The organism is Bacillus sp. SG-1 (assembly GCF_000181495.1).
GTDB lineage: Bacteria > Bacillota > Bacilli > Bacillales > Bacillaceae_B > Rossellomorea.
On sequence record NZ_ABCF01000032.1, the window covers coordinates 15,348 to 31,461 of the forward strand.

At 42.4% G+C, this 16,114-nt stretch carries 13 protein-coding genes and 1 pseudogene; all 14 read right to left on the reverse strand.

The features are described 5' to 3' along the window. Positions 1 to 160: 160 nt before the first annotated feature. Positions 161 to 367 carry a YlzJ-like family protein gene (locus BSG1_RS12735; RefSeq protein WP_006837473.1) on the reverse strand — a complete coding sequence of 69 codons (207 nt, stop codon included), beginning with the start codon at positions 365 to 367 and terminating at the stop codon, positions 161 to 163. Then, positions 364 to 1,095 (reverse strand): annotated as a pseudogene (locus BSG1_RS12740) (ClpP family protease). Before BSG1_RS12740 ends, BSG1_RS12735 begins: the two are co-directional and overlap by 4 nt. Before the next feature lie 214 nt (positions 1,096 to 1,309). After that, entirely contained in the window at positions 1,310 to 2,977 is a 1,668-nt protein-coding gene (locus tag BSG1_RS12745) for a ribonuclease J (RefSeq protein ID WP_006837476.1), read from the reverse strand. A gap of 532 nt (positions 2,978 to 3,509) precedes the next feature. Beyond that, positions 3,510 to 4,379, reverse strand: a complete 870-nt coding sequence (gene dapA, locus BSG1_RS12755; RefSeq protein WP_269479319.1) for a 4-hydroxy-tetrahydrodipicolinate synthase — start codon at positions 4,377 to 4,379, stop codon at positions 3,510 to 3,512. Positions 4,380 to 4,395: 16 nt separating this feature from the next. Beyond that, entirely contained in the window at positions 4,396 to 5,634 is a 1,239-nt protein-coding gene (gene dapG / locus BSG1_RS12760) for an aspartate kinase (protein ID WP_006837479.1), read from the reverse strand. Positions 5,635 to 5,736: 102 nt separating this feature from the next. Continuing rightward, positions 5,737 to 6,786, reverse strand: a complete 1,050-nt coding sequence (gene asd, locus BSG1_RS12765; protein ID WP_006837480.1) for an aspartate-semialdehyde dehydrogenase — start codon at positions 6,784 to 6,786, stop codon at positions 5,737 to 5,739. Positions 6,787 to 7,071: 285 nt separating this feature from the next. Further along, a complete protein-coding gene (dpaB, locus tag BSG1_RS12770) occupies positions 7,072 to 7,668 on the reverse strand; it encodes a dipicolinate synthase subunit B (RefSeq protein ID WP_006837481.1) in 597 nt (198 codons plus the stop codon). Between the two features lie 5 nt (positions 7,669 to 7,673). After that, the gene (gene dpaA, locus BSG1_RS12775; RefSeq protein WP_006837482.1) at positions 7,674 to 8,567 is read right to left on the reverse strand and encodes a dipicolinic acid synthetase subunit A; all 894 of its coding nucleotides are present in this window, start codon (positions 8,565 to 8,567) and stop codon (positions 7,674 to 7,676) included. A gap of 586 nt (positions 8,568 to 9,153) precedes the next feature. Continuing rightward, positions 9,154 to 9,390 carry a YlmC/YmxH family sporulation protein gene (locus BSG1_RS12780; RefSeq protein ID WP_006837483.1) on the reverse strand — a complete coding sequence of 79 codons (237 nt, stop codon included), beginning with the start codon at positions 9,388 to 9,390 and terminating at the stop codon, positions 9,154 to 9,156. A 240-nt stretch (positions 9,391 to 9,630) separates the two neighbouring features. Next, positions 9,631 to 10,875: a M16 family metallopeptidase gene (locus BSG1_RS12785; RefSeq protein WP_006837484.1), complete on the reverse strand. Its 1,245-nt coding sequence runs from the start codon at positions 10,873 to 10,875 to the stop codon at positions 9,631 to 9,633. 33 nt (positions 10,876 to 10,908) lie between these two features. After that, positions 10,909 to 11,910 (reverse strand): polysaccharide deacetylase family protein, encoded by a 1,002-nt coding sequence (locus tag BSG1_RS12790; protein WP_006837485.1) that lies wholly within the window; start codon positions 11,908 to 11,910, stop codon positions 10,909 to 10,911. Between the two features lie 370 nt (positions 11,911 to 12,280). Continuing rightward, positions 12,281 to 14,401 (reverse strand): polyribonucleotide nucleotidyltransferase, encoded by a 2,121-nt coding sequence (pnp, locus tag BSG1_RS12795; RefSeq protein WP_006837486.1) that lies wholly within the window; start codon positions 14,399 to 14,401, stop codon positions 12,281 to 12,283. Positions 14,402 to 14,766: 365 nt separating this feature from the next. Continuing rightward, entirely contained in the window at positions 14,767 to 15,036 is a 270-nt protein-coding gene (gene rpsO / locus BSG1_RS12800; RefSeq protein ID WP_006837488.1) for a 30S ribosomal protein S15, read from the reverse strand. A 128-nt stretch (positions 15,037 to 15,164) separates the two neighbouring features. Beyond that, the coding region (ribF, locus tag BSG1_RS12805) for a bifunctional riboflavin kinase/FAD synthetase (protein WP_006837489.1) at positions 15,165 to 16,114 on the reverse strand (950 nt) is incomplete at its 5' end.

Genomic DNA, 16,114 nt, shown 5'->3' on the forward strand with positions numbered 1-16,114 from the left:
AATCATATAGATGAAGAAAGGGCTGGTATGTACCGCTCCATCATCAGCGGTAAATACCAGTCCCGTATATTTCGGAAAGTTAGTCCTTGAGTTGCTATTTATTGCCGCTTTCTCCATCTATTATATCATATACTCTCATTGGCGAAAATCAATGGAAAGATTACATTTGCAGATACTGTCCGGGACAAATTTGATCATTCAAATAGTGGGCCGGATCGCTGCTCATCACTCTGATCACTTTATATTGCTGCTGGGACTGCTCAACAAGCAAAGGAATTCCCTGCCACTCAACGACAGTCTGCTGGGAATAGGCACTTTGCTCAGTCGGAAATATGAGTTCCTGGGGAACAGTAGTATGAAGGATCATTGAATGATCCCTTCTTCCTTAGTGCCACCCTTAAGTTCGATAAGTTCGTTCAATTTTTTGATAGCTTCACCGACACCGCCGACTCCATCAATCAACCCGTACTTCACCGCATCTTCTCCTACAACATTGGTTCCGATATCTCTTGTCAAATTGCCTTTGGCAAACATTAATTCTTTGAAATCTTCTTCCGTCACCTTGGAATGCCTTGTAACAAAATTAACAACCCTGTCCTGCATTTTATCCAGGTACTCAAACGTTTGCGGAACCCCGATGACCAGTCCTGTTAGTCTCACTGGGTGGATGGTCATAGTCGCGGTACCGGCTATGAAAGAATAATCACACGAAACAGCAATGGAACACCTATTGAATGGCCTCCTCCAAGTACAATGAGACGGTGGCTTGAAAGGGAGGCCAGCATTTCTGAGATGGCCAGTCTGCTTCAACATCTCCTCCTACTGTATTCAGCACCACCAGCAATCTTCTATCTTGGGATTCTGTTCAATTGCCACCAACTGAGGAATGACATGCTCATATTTAGTTGTCTTATTTTGCGGAGGGAGCTGCATATGCCCTTCAATCTGGCCTACAATCGTCAAGCAATGGATATTGGAATCATTTGAAAGCTGCGGCACATTCGTCTGGCCAAGCTGTTGAATTTTTTCCATTAACCCTGAAGGCTTACCCTCTTTTTCTTTTTCTTCGTTTTTATTAGATTGATTTTGATTCATGCTGAAATTCATTACACCAGACACTCTCCTTCTTAAAACAATAATAGGAATAGTATTTTCATGATGTCGAAATTCAATTCATGCATAGCTTGACAAAGCAAAGTAACTTTAACACATTAACGCACTAAGAGGGACAGTCCCTCTTAGTGCGTTAATGTGTTAAATGGAAAAAGAGCCGACCACCTGGTCAGCTCTTTCATGTGCTTCATTATGCTTATACTTCCATTATAATTGGCAGGATCATTGGCCTTCTTCTTGTTCTGCCGAAAAGAAGGTGGTTCAGTTGATCGCGGATATCCTGCTTAATGTTGGACCATTCGAAAGTCCCTTTTGCAAGGTAACCATCAACGATTTGTTTTACAAGCTGTGTAGACTCATCCATCAGCTTTTCCGATTCGCGGACATACACAAAACCGCGGGAGATTATTTCAGGTCCTGAGACCAGCGTTTTTCCTTTACGGCTTAATGTTACGACGACAATGAAAATTCCGTCCTGTGAAAGCAATTTTCTGTCACGGAGAACAATATTTCCAACATCACCGACACCGATTCCGTCAATGAGGACATTCCCTGCTTGCACTCTGCCGCTCATCTTCATTTTTCCATCTTTATATTGAGCTACATCCCCTTTATCAAGGATGAAGACCCTGTTATGGGAAATGCCGACTGAATTGGCAATCTTGCTGTGTGCAATCAGCATTCTGTATTCTCCCTGAATCGGAATGAAATATTTAGGTTTCATTAAGTTCAGCATAAGCTTCAAGTCTTCCTGGCTTCCGTGACCCGACACATGGACTTTTTTATTCGCTGTCAGGACGTTTGCGCCTGATCGGTAAAGCATGTCCACCGTTTTCGACATCGTAAGCTCCATTCCATGGGATGGAGTGGCCGTAATAAAGACTGTGTCCCCATCCTGTATATTCACAAGCTTATGGTTTTGCTTAGCCATTCTCTGCAATACTTCGAATGGCTCCCCTTGATCTCCAGTAGCAATGATGACGACTTCATCGTCATTGTATTTAGAAATGTCCTGGATAGGAATGATGACATCTTCCTTGATCTGAAGGTATCCCAGATTTAAAGCGATTTCATATACTCTTTCAAGGCTTTTGCCGACTACAGCTACTTTTCTGTTATTTTTAGAAGCTGCATCAAATACCTGTTGAATCCTGATCAGGTTAGAAGCATAACTCGCAACGATGATTCTGTGTTTTGCAGCATGAAATGCAGAATTCAGTTGATTGGCGATGACTTCTTCAGATGTTGTATATCCCGGTCTTTCCGCTTCTGTACTGTCAGACAGAAGACAAAGCACCCCATTATCGCCAATCTTCGCCATTTTCCCCATATCAGGACGGTACAGACCTTTAGCTGCCTGGTCGAACTTAAACTCTCCCGTATGTACAATGGATCCTTCCGACGTATTGATGCTGACCCCTACTGAATCAGGAATGCTGTGAGTAGTTCTGAAGAACGTAACGTCGACTCCGCCAAAATACAGTTTACTGTCTGAGTGGACATTATAGAATTTGATATCTTCCTTGAATTCTTCGTCCTTAAGCCTGCCCTTTACTAAGGCATTAGTCAATTTTGTCCCATATACAGGGGCTTTGATTTTTCTAAGGACATACGTAATTGCACCAATTGCATCTTCATGTCCATGAGTAAGGAAAATTCCTTTAACACGTTCTTTATTTTCCACGAGATACTGAATATCCGGTATCACCATATCAATTCCGAACATTTCATCTTCTGGGAACATTAGCCCTGCATCGATTACAAAGATCTCCTCATCCACTTCGATCACATACATGTTCTTGCCTATCTCCCCGACTCCTCCGAGGGGAATGATCTTTATACTTTCATTCTTTTTCTTGCTCAATGTCGTTTTCCTCCTATGTTGTAATTCCCGATCATTAATCAGTTAGATTCATTATACTTTATGAGATTTTATCTTTACAACGAAAATCCTCACAATCGGTCATTAAATTCAAAATATTATGCAATTCCCCTGTTTTTTCGTGGGTCTTTGTATGGTTATGCTCAGTTCTCTATACCCGATTGAGTTTACTTTTAGTGAGGTTTTAAAAGATTTTAATGGTAAAAAGCACTTGCGTGGTGGTCGAGCGGTATCATTCAGGGGATTTGGGTGCGTTGAAGTTCCATTTTGGATGGGAAGGGGGCATTATTTTTTTTGGGGTGCCAATAAAGTACTGGGCGGACTGAGCGCGGGGCATCATTTTAAGATTTCTCACCAATGATGTACCTCGCGGGCTGTGCGCGGGGAATCATTTTGTGATTTTTTGCCCGATGATGTACCTCGCGGACTGAGCGCGGGGCATCATTTTTTATTTTTTCACCGATGTAAACAAAAACCGCTTCCGAAAATCTTTCGGCAAGCGGTTTTTTGTGAATTAGTTCAGTTCAAGAACTGCAGTAAGTCGTTTTCTTTCCTCTTCCGTCAGTGGGAGGAGAGGAAGTCTTACAGACCCGACATCCAATCCCTTCAATTGCAGAGCCGTCTTAACCGGCGCAGGACTCGGGGCAGCAAATAATTCATTCATGACAGGAAGTAGTTTCCCATGAAGTTTGGACGCTTCACGCAAATTGCCTTCAAGGAAGTTCTTGACCATTTCCTGCATTTCATTTCCGATCACATGTGAAGCTACTGACACAATGCCTGTTCCGCCGATAGACAAGACAGGAAGTGTCAAGCCATCATCACCGCTGTATAATAGGAATTCATCCGGAGTATTTGCAATGATTTCCGTCATCGCATCCAAGTCCCCGCTTGCTTCCTTAACCGAAGTGATGTTTTCAATCTCAGAAAGCCTGATGATGGTTTCAGGAGCGATTTTTGTTACAGCACGGCCAGGGACATTATAAAGCATGACCGGAAGTGTTGTAGCTTCGGCAACTGCTTTGAAATGCTGGTACAATCCTTCCTGACTTGGCTTATTGTAATATGGTGCAACGACCATTACCGCATCGATGCCGGTTTCCGCTGCTTTTTTTGTAAACTCTACGGATGCATAAGTATTGTTGCTTCCCGTACCTGCCACTACCGGCACCCTGCCGTTAACTGCTTTAACGACATGGCGGAAAAGAGCAAGCTTTTCCTCTTGAGATAGAGTAGGAGACTCTCCTGTCGTCCCCCCGACTACTAGAGAATCAGATCCATTTTCAATAAGATAGTTTACAAGTAACGTTGTTTTTTGAAAGTCAACATTTCCTTTGTTATCAAATGGTGTAACCATTGCTGTTGATACACGGCCAAAATGCACTACTCTCCACTCCTTTTTATTCGTCTATCTCCAGTGTACTCTTATCTGCCTCCAGTTGAAAAGAGTCATGCAGAGCATTCACTGCAGTTTTTAAATCTTTCTCTTTGATCAGCACCCAGATAGTTGTGTGGCTGTCTGCCGATTGAAGTATGCGGATATTATTTTCAGAAAGCGCAGTCACGATTGCAGCCGTTACTCCTGGGACCCCTTTCATCCCCGCACCGACTACAGAGACTTTTGCACATTCTGTCTCTATTAAGGGATCGTGACCCAGGTTCTTCAGTACACCGAACGCCCTTGAAGTCAAATCCGAGGGAACCGTATAGACAACTCCTTGAGGGGAAATGTTGATGAAGTCGACAGAGATGTTTTCATTGGCCATTGCCTTGAATACTTCGGACTGCAGATTATACTGCTCTTTTTTGGCGAACACTTTGATCTGCGACAAATTTTCAACATGCGCAATGCCAGTCACGGTTCCGCTCTCCAGCCCCTTTGCCTTCTTCTTCTCCAAAGAAGTTACCAATGTGCCAAGATTATCAGAATAAGTGGAACGTATCCGGATAGGGACCCTTGCCTCCATGGCAATTTCCACAGCACGGGGATGGATCACTTTAGCTCCCTGATTGGCCAGGTTGCAAACCTCGTTATAAGAGATTACAGCCAGCGGCCTTGCTTTATCTGTCACCCTTGGATCGGCCGTCATGACGCCTTCTACATCTGTAAAAATATCTACCCATTCAGCTTTCAGTGCAGCACCCAGCGCGGCCGCTGATGTGTCACTGCCTCCCCGGCCAATGGTTGTAATTTCTCCTTTAGGGGAAATCCCCTGAAACCCTGCAACGACTACAGCCTGGCATTCTTTAAGCTCAGACAGTAAACGGTCACATTTCATGTCGGTTATTTTTGCATTGGTATGGTCACTGTTCGTATGGAAGCCTGCTTGAGCTCCAGTCAGTGCCGTTGCTTTGATCCCCTGCTCTAATAGCAGATTTGTAAATACGACGGTGGAAACTGTTTCCCCGCAGGAAAGCAGGAGATCCTGTTCTCTTCTGCTCACTTTCGTATCTTTTCCATTAATCAACGAGAGTAAGGTGTCTGTAGAATAAGGCTCTCCCTTTCTCCCCATGGCCGACACGACCACTACAACTTTATAACCATCTTCTATCGCCCTCATAACATGTGCAGACGCTTTTTTACGGCCTATTTCATCACGAACCGATGTACCTCCATACTTTTGAACAGTTATCTTCATTTCTACACCCCAATGTTTTTAATATAAAAACAAGAGGTTTGCTGCAAAATTTTCTGCGATGAAAGAAATATTCATTAGTGGAAGTACCTCTCATGCTGCTTATTACTTTGTAATTAAGTCTAGTTTGACCAGGCTCTCTGCGATTTGAACAGAATTCCATGCAGCACCCTTCAGCAGATTGTCAGAAACAACCCACATATGGAAACCATGATTATCATCAAGATCTTTCCTGATCCTGCCTACGAATATATCATTGCTGCCCACTGCATTTGCCGGCATCGGATACAGCTGGTCTTCAGGTGAATCCTGCAGTACGATACCTGGTGCGTCTTTCAATAAAGACTTGATATCTTCCGCAGTCACATTCTCATCTTTAATTTCAAAATATACAGATTCAGAATGTCCCGTGACAATTGGAAGCCTTACACAAGTCGCAGCCACTTTTAATTCAGGCATAGACATGATTTTCTTTGTTTCATTAATCATTTTCATCTCTTCAAATGTATATCCATTTTCTTCAAAATTATCAATTTGAGGAACGGCATTAAAAGCAATCTGATGATGTTTCTTACCACTCTTCACCGGAAGAACTTCCGCTTTAGGCTCTTCGCCGTTTAAGATTGCCTGCGTTTGCTCATGAAGTTCATCAATTGCAGCCGCACCAGCTCCTGAAACAGCTTGATAAGTTGAAACGATGACTTTTGCAAGTCCGTATTTTTGGCGGACCGGCTCAAGTGCAGCCACCATTTGAATTGTGGAACAGTTTGGATTTGCAATTATCCCTTTATGGTTTCTGATTTCCTCCTCGTTTACCTCAGGAACTACCAGTGGAACCTCAGGGTCCATCCTAAAAGCACTTGTGTTATCAATACAGATAGCACCACGCTTTGCCGCTTCCGGTGCCAATTCTTTAGACACGCTTCCACCTGCGCTGAACAGGGCAATATCAATACCGTCAAAAATTTCAGGCTTTGCCTCCTGAACCGTAAGTTCTTCACCTTTATAAGTAACTTTCTTACCCGCGGAACGAGCAGAAGATAAAAGAGTCAATTTTTCTATCGGAAAATCCCTGCTCTCCAATGTTTTGATCATTTGTTGGCCGACTGCACCTGTTGCACCGACAACCGCTACATGAAACCCTTTTGCATTCATATTGTATTCTCCTTCCAGACCATATAAATCTAAAACTATAATTTTTCAGATTGAAAACAATTTAATCATTTACCGTAATAAAGAGTATTTTATCATAAACAATAGTCGGACAATATCATTTTTTCTTCAACCCAGTTGGAATTATTTATAAGGGAAATTATTTTCCCGTCCAAGCCCCCCTTTTCCGGGCAAGCCAAAACCGCCCCCGGGATGGAGCGGCATTCGTTCGATGTGAGGAGAAAGCTCCCATTCACCACGAATCTTCAGGGAAATTCAGAGCTTCATTTATTGATCGAGATATCTCTCCACTACTACGGGCTGCAGTTGCTTACCTTCCATTGCAGCTTCGACTGTCTCAAGTAATCTCGTCATTCTCGCAACCATAGATTTCGGTTTCTTTTCAGGATCATCCTGCCCAAACGGGATGAAATAAATATCTTTTGCGGAAATCAGTTTCATTAAGTTAACACCGTTCAGACCCAATGCATCATTAGTCGAAATACCAACAACGACCGGCCGGTGGTTCCTTAGTGTCGCTTTAGCAGCCATCAGCACTGGTGAATCTGTCATTGCATTAGCAAATTTGCTCATTGAATTACCTGTTAATGGGGCAATGACCATACAGTCAAGCGGCAGCTTAGGTCCAAGCGGCTCGGCTTTTACGATTGTATCAACTACTTTATTGCCCGTTACTTCCTCAATCCTTTTAATCCAGTCTTCTCCATCTCCAAATCTTGTCACCGTATGCTTAACTGTAGACGTTACTACAGGGATGACTTCGGCTCCTTCGTTCACCAGTCTTTCAATCTCTGGAAATACTGCATCATAGGTACAATGCGAACCCGTCAAGCCAAATCCGATTCGTTTTCCTTTAACACTCATGCAGATTACTCCTTTCTTGATGTTAGATCTTGAAGCAAAAGCTGGGACAATACGTTTGCGAGAATTTGCCCCGCTGATTTCGGAGCCACAATACCAGGCAGCCCCGGTGCCAGCAATGCTTTCACACCACGCTTTTCGGCATACCTGAAATCCGTTCCGCCCGGCTTGGATGCAAGGTCGATGATGAGAGTATGTGCAGGCATCTTGGCAATGACACCGGCTTTAACCACTTGTGCCGGAATGGTATTGATACACATGTCACAATCTTTTACCTCGTCTTCTAAGTCATCCAAGTGAAACGGCTGAAGGCCCATTTCCGTAATTCGTGCCAAATGTTCACTCTTTCTCGCCCCGACCCTTACCCGTGCGCCTAGATGGTGGAAGGTCCTTGCTACACTCATTCCTACACGCCCCAGACCCAGCACGATCAGTTTGGAACCGTGTATGGTAAAATCGGTATGTTGTATTGCCATCATGATAGTCCCTTCCACTGTTGGAATGGAGTTATAAATTGCCACATCATCCCGTTCAAAAAGCTGCACCAGTTCTCTCTTTGTTGAAGAAGTTATGGTACTCAAGTACTTGTTCGTTATCCCTGAATAGACTTTACAATGCGAAGGAGTTTCCTTCAGAATCTCTTCAGTAAGCTTTATTTTTTCATTAGAGAAAATTGTTTCAATTTCTCCTTCCAGGTTGGTCCCCGGAACGGGCAGAATGATTGCGTCCACTGAATTAAATTCAACTTCATCTATCTTTTCTTTAACCGCACCTGTAAAAGCATGGTCCAATTGTTCAAATCCTATCAAGGATATTTTCGCATCGAGCTCTGTAAGCTTACGAATAATCTCGAGTTGACGAGCATCTCCGCCTAAGACTGCGATCTGCATTCCAGTCAACATCAATGCTTTCACCTTCTTTTAACGTAATCGCGTTGCCACCTGCAAAGGTTTATCACTTCAACATTGTATGAAGGGTGATCGCAATAGGTGAGTGGCGGAAGGAAATTAACCAATATAATCATTCAACCTCTGTTTTGCAGGTTTTGTGTACATGTCGGCTGAGGTTTATCAGAGATTGCGCCTATTAATGATTAGAATAGCGTATGCATCATTGCTGTTATTGTAACTGGAGGTCTCCTGCACGAGAGGAAGGAGTCAAAGAGGTAGATGTTGTATTTACAGGCAGGAGGACGAGATATCCGCAATACGCTGAATTTTCGTATGGTAACGGACAGTTTATTGGGGATGTGGCCGTTTGCTTAGCATGAGATGGGGACTGTTTCTCAGTTGAATGAACCAAATTTTTAGAGGGAACAAGTAGCTACGGACTATTACTCAGGGGAATTGACAAGTTTTCATGCAGACCGAGAAAATACGGACCATTCCTCAGACCAAACAAAAAATCCCTCCAAAGAAGGGATCTTACTCTATACCATATTTTCAATTAAGACACTTTGTGTTTATCTACCAGGCATCTTCAGGACATCTATTGCTCTTCCGCTACTTCAAGGATAATCATATCAGATCCTATGGTCCGTATATGGTGCCAGGGTACCCTGATCTCGCTGTTTTGTTTTCTCATCCACTTTCCTGTCGGAATCACCAGTGCATTGATCTGCCCTGTCCGCTCATTGAATTCCAGGTCAGTCTGCCCCAGTACACCCAGTCTTTCTGCTCTTTTAAAATCCACTATTTCCTTTCCGCTCAATTCACTAAGCCGCATATGAATCCTCCGCTCTTTATCATTATTGTCCTTCCTTCGTTTTAGCTCGCAACCTAACAGAATCCTTATAACTAATGTATAAAGTGCTTTTCCATTTTAGAAGTAAGTTTGCAAATTTGTAACTGTATTGAGCGTTTTGAAAAGAGGATCCACGCGGTGACTTAAGCATGGCTAAAAGATAAGCACCGTGATTCATACATACACAAAAAAGCTTCAGACCCAAGGGACTGAAGCTTTTATTTAAGAATTCTTTATATTTGTTGGCATTTCGCCATCTGGACTGATTAAAGCAACAGAGAAATCATTATTGAAAATTTCGTTGCCCAGGTTATTAACCCTGTCAATTGTCACGCCATCAATCTCATCGACGATTTCATCAAGTGAGCGATGCTTTTTCAATAACAGTTCATTCTTTCCGTTTCTGCTCATTCTGCTGTTGGTGCTTTCAAGGCTGAGCATCAGATTCCCTTTTAACTGTTCCTTGCTGTTTGATAATTCTTTGGAAGAGATTCCTTCTGCTTTCAATGTAGCAAGTGTGGACTGGACTGTGTCAAACAGCTGGTTCAATTGCTTAGCTCCCGTTCCGCCGTAAATGGTCAGCATCCCGCTGTCTTCATAGGCAGAGTGATAAGAGAACACAGAATAAGCCAATCCTCTTTGCTCCCTTACCTCCTGGAATAAGCGTGAGGACATGCTTCCTCCCAGTACATTGTTCAAAACGATCAGGCTGTAGATATCATCATGACCGATTTGCAATCCAGGATATCCAAGGCATAGATGTGCCTGCTCCGTCTCTTTTTTCTTGGAAACTTTATTGTGGTGGAAAGATGGTTTTGCATTTTGCTCATGACCTTTCCCGCCTTCATACTGCCCGAACAGCTTTTCGACTTCCTTGATAAAAGAAGCATCAATATTCCCTGCAACAGAGATAACTACATCATCAGGAGTATACATGTTATGCATATATTCTCTTAATGTTTGGCCATTAAAGGTATCAAGCGTTTCTTCGGTACCCAGAATCGGATATCCCAATGGATGGTTTTCATATACTGCCTTGCTTAAAACATCATGAACGATGTCATCCGGCGTGTCTTCATACATTTTAATTTCTTCATATACTACATTCTTTTCCTTCTTTAATTCCTCTTCATCGAAAGCAGAATTAAAAAACATGTCGGCAAGGGTTTCTAAAGCATATTTAGCATGGTTGTCCAGGACCTTTGCATAGTAGCATGTATATTCCTTGGAAGTAAAGGCATTCACCTGGCCGCCAATGCTGTCAAAGGATTCAGCGATTTCGCGTGCACTTCTTGTTTCCGTCCCTTTAAAAAACATATGTTCAAGGAAATGCGAAATCCCGTTATTTTCTTTATTCTCATGACGGGATCCCGTACCGATCCATATCCCGATTGCAACGGAACGGACAGTCGGAATTTCTTCCAGAACTATTCTTAGACCATTTGAGCACGTATATTTATTAATCAAAAAAATTCCTCCTGTTCATGTTGTCAACATCTACTAGTTCTTATGATTACTTTTTCCTTTTAGGAGAGAATTATTTCCTGTTTTTATAATTCTTTCTTCCTTCAGTAAACTAGAGACTGTTCCAATTCTTAATTCTTCCTGTTTAATGGCTGCAATAAGTGCAGGCAATGCTGTGGATGTAGATGCTGTGGGGTGCATCAGAATGAGCGCACCGTTATGAAGTTTTGATGTGACTCTCTCTACTATGACATTTGGTACAGGTTTTTGCCAGTCTATTGTATCGACACTCCATAAAATCGTCTTCATTTTGTACTCGCCGGCAATTTTAACGACTTCCTCATTAAAGCCTCCGCTTGGCGGACCGAATAATTTCACTCTTTTGCCTGTTGTCGCTTCAATAATGTCGTTCGTCTTCGAAATTTCCTCCCTGATTCTCGCCCCTGAAAGTGTCTCCATTTTAGGATGGGAATAAGAGTGATTTCCTATTTCATGTCCTGAATCGGCAATCATTTTTGCCAGATCAGGATTTTCCTTTACCCATCGTCCCTCTAAAAAGAAAGTCGCATATACCTGATGCTTCTTCAGCGTCGCAAGCATATCCGGTATGTATTCATTTCCCCATGCTACATTAATTATAAACGAAGCCATGGGTTTTTCCGGATTCCCTCTATAAATAGGAAGCGGAGGCAGATCTGACAGGTGTACTTCAGGAGATACCTGGTCAAATACTAAACGGTCGCTGTCAAACACGCCTTCATCCTTCATTTTCTCATAAGAACTCTTAATATTCACCTCTAAGCCATTATAACCAGGTGTTCCTTTCCAAACAGGATCATTCTTTGCATCAATCGGTGGGACTTCGAATTTTTCGGCTTCTTGTTTAATTATGTCCATTAATTTTTCAGGTTTTGCATCAACGGCTGAAACTGGTCCCTCTTTCAAACTTGATACATATTGTGATGTCATAGGATTGCTGACAGATATGATGGCAGCAACGACACAGACGGTCATCCCAATTAATACCTTATAATTCATCCTTCCTCACCCTTTCTTATCATTAACAGCATATGATGAACAGGGACAAGGTAGAACTTAGGCTGTTTAGCAGATGAGGATTTTACCGGGTTATATTGGTTCGGTTAGGGATAGGTTTTCATTTTAAATAAATGACGTGTGAAAAACGTGATCTGATTGTCTATTAGTCCAACAAGAAGTAGTTTGCAAATTCAAAACTGCACCCCCCCATAATTCCGGCAAAAGGTTAAGAAATTAAGATCAAAACTAAATTAATGTGAATAGCCGTAACACACCAAGAATGGATTATATAATTCACCTCTAAATGTTTTAAAGACTTATCCCATGATATAAAAAGAAGCCAACCGTTTCCGGTCAGCTTCCATTCGGATTATTTCTGTGCCTGCTCCTCTTTTTCACGCTGCTCTTTTAATACTGCTTTGCGTGAAAGGTTCACACGGCCTTGTCTATCAATTTCAGTTACTTTTACAAGAAGTTCGTCACCGATGCTGACAACATCTTCAACTTTGCCGATTCTTTCCTCTGCAAGTTCAGAGATATGAACCAGACCATCTTTACCGTTGAAGATTTCAACAAACGCACCGAATTTCTCGATTCGTTTTACTTTACCAAGGTACAACTGACCGACTTCGACTTCACGAACGATATCTTCGATGATCTTTTTGGCCTTTTTATTCATCTCTTCATCAGTTGATGAGATGAATACTGAACCGTCTTGTTCGATGTCAATCTTTACGCCGGTTTCTTCAATGATCTTATTGATCTGTTTACCGCTCGGCCCGATAACATCTCTGATTTTATCAGGATTGATGTGCATCGTAAGGATTTTCGGTGCATATTGTGACAACTTGCTGCGTGATTCAGAAATTGTAGAAAGCATACTGTCCAGGATATGCATACGACCGCTCTTAGCCTGCTGTAATGCTTCTTCAAGAATTTCCCTTGAAAGTCCTTCAATCTTGATATCCATTTGCAGGGCAGTTACACCTTTAGCCGTACCTGCGACTTTAAAGTCCATGTCACCCAAATGGTCTTCCATGCCTTGGATATCTGTAAGAATGGAGTAATGTTCACCTGATTGAATCAGACCCATTGCAATACCCGCTACCGGGGCTTTAATAGGAACACCCGCATCCATCATTGCCAATGTACTTGCGCAAATGCTTGCCTGAGAAGTGGAACCGTTGGATTCCAGTACCTCGGAAACAATACGGATTGTATAAGGGAAGTCCTTTTCATTTGGAATGATAGGCTCAAGTGCTCTTTCACCTAATGCTCCATGTCCGATTTCACGGCGTCCAGGACCACGTATAGGACCCGTCTCCCCTACACTGAATAATGGGAAGTTGTAATGGTGCATGAAGCGTTTGGATTCTTCCAAACCTAAACCATCGATAACTTGAACATCTCCCATTGCACCTAGCGTACAAATGCTCAGTGCCTGAGTCTGTCCACGAGTGAACAAACCTGAACCGTGAGTTCTTGGAAGAAGTCCTACTTGAGAAGCCAGTGGACGGATTTCGTCAAGCCCACGGCCGTCGGGACGTAGTTTTTCTTCTGTAATCAAGCGGCGGACTTCACCCTTTACAAGCTTGTCCAGTACCTGCTTCACTTGTTTAAGCTGAGCTTCATCCGCTTCCTTCTCTTCGAATTTAGCGATGACATCATCTTTAACCTCTTTGATTGCCGCTTCACGTGCATGCTTTTCCTGCACCTGGATCGCTTTGATCATATCTTCTTCACAGATCCCACGAACTTCGGCTTCTATGTCTTGATCGATTTGGTAAAGTTCAACTTCCATCTTTTCCTTGCCAACCTGCGCAGCAATTTCTTCTTGGAAGGAAATCAACCTTTTGATTTCTTCATGACCGAACATGATCGCTTCAAGCATCGTTTCTTCAGGAACTTCATCAGCACCTGCTTCAACCATGTTGATAGCATCTTTTGTACCGGCAACAATCAAGTTGATTTCACTTTTTTCCAATTGGTCTACATTAGGGTTGATAATGAATTCGCCATCGATCAGCCCGACTTGAACACCTGCAATTGGTCCTTCAAACGGGATATCAGAAACAGTCAGTGCCAATGAGGAACCGAACATTGCAGCCATCTCGGATGAACAATCCTGATCCACACTCATAACCATGCTGATTACTTGAACTTCATTTCTGAATCCATCGGCAAACAATGGACGGATTGGACGGTCAATCAATCGGCTGGTCAGAACTGCTCTTTCACTAGGGCGGCCCTCACGTTTAATGAATCCTCCAGGGATTTTACCTACTGCATACAAACGCTCTTCATAGTTGACAGTCAACGGGAAGAAATCCAGCGGCTTAGGCTGCTTTGATGCTGTAGCTGTACTTAGTACTGCCGTATCTCCGTAGCGGATCATCACTGCTCCGTTTGCCTGTTTTGCCAGCTGACCATATTCTACTGTTAATTTCCTGCCTGCCCAATCTATGGAAAATTCTTTTGTTTCTTGTTCCATAATGAACCCCTCTCTTTACTTCTCAATTAAGAGTATTCGGTTTCTCTCATACCCTTGAAGCAGATATATACACAATTTTTAATTGAAATAAGCGACTTTTATATGTATTTTGACTAATCCTGTCAAGGAATATTCCCTGTTGGGGCGCTTTCCAGAATTATAAAGTCATCAGCACAACCATGGAAAAATACTGGCTAGCGAACAAATCCGCAAACTTTCAAAAGTTTGAAAGTAAACAATCAAAAATGAAAAAGCAAAATGCTTTTTGCTGTTTCATTCTTGATTGTTTGATTAGCAGTATTTCCCTTAAGGTGTATGCCTTAAACCTAAATAAAAAGCGGGAAAAAATCCCGCTTCTGAGTCGCTTATCGGCGTAAACCTAATTTGTTGATCAAATCACGGTAGCGCGCAACATCTTTATTACGTAGGTACGTTAAAAGATTACGACGACGACCTACCATTTTCAAAAGACCGCGACGAGAGTGGTGGTCTTTCTTGTGAGTACGTAAATGGTCGTTCAAAGTGTTAATTTCTTCAGTAAGGATAGCAATTTGAACTTCTGCAGAACCAGTATCGTTCTCATGAGTTTTGAATTCGTTGATTAATTCGTTTTTACGTGTTTGTGTGATAGCCATCCATTTCACCTCCTAATATTCTTTCAAAATCCCCTGTGACCCAGCAAACGTTGGTGAATCGTGCTGCCAAGTAAAGGTTCATTGTCATACGTTAATTAGAATACTACTTTTTATATAATAAATCAAGTCTAAACGAATAATTTTTGAAAGTAAGCGACAGCTTGCTGCTTATCTTTCTCAATCTGGGCAATCAATTGCTCGATTCCATCAAATTTCTTCTCTGAACGGATATAATTATGCCATTCAACTGTCACTTCTTCACCATAGATAGAGGAACTGTAGTCAAAGATGTGAACCTCGATGGATAAAGCCTTATCTTCCGGATTATTAAATGTCGGCTTATAGCCCAGATTTGCCACTCCGTTATGCCATTGATTTTGGACATACAGCCTGACTGCATATACGCCTATCTTCGGAGTGATGTAGTCATCAGAAAGTTCAATATTGGCTGTCGGGAAACCGATTTTTCTTCCCCGCTTATCTCCGTGGATCACTGTACCCGAGGTTGTGTAATAGCGGCCAAGGAGATTGCTCACCTTAGCTGTTTCTCCATCACTAAGGGCTTTCCTGATAGCAGTTGAACTGATTTTCTCATCATGGTCTGTAAGCTTATGAACCGTTGTATAGGTGAATTCACCTCTTGAATGGAATTGCAATGTCTCCATATTCCCTTTTCCAAGCTTTCCGTAAGTGAAATCAAAACCAGCGGATACATGCTTTACATTCATATTGATGATATATTGATCTACGTATTCCTGAGGATGCAGATTGGCAAAATCCGAAGTGAACCGGACAATGAACAAGTAATCGACACCCAGTGTTTCCATCAGCTTAATTTTGTCCTGAAGCGGTGTAATATAGTGGACATGCTTATGTTTCCGCCCCAATACCACGGAAGGATGAGGGTCGAATGTCATGACAGCACTATTCAAGTTGCGTTTCTCAGCTTCCATGACCGCCGTGTTGATCACCTTTTGATGTCCCTTATGCACTCCATCAAAATACCCCAATGCCATCGACAAAGGTGGAAAATCAGCTGAACTGAATGAATGGGGATGATGGACAGTAATAACTTTCA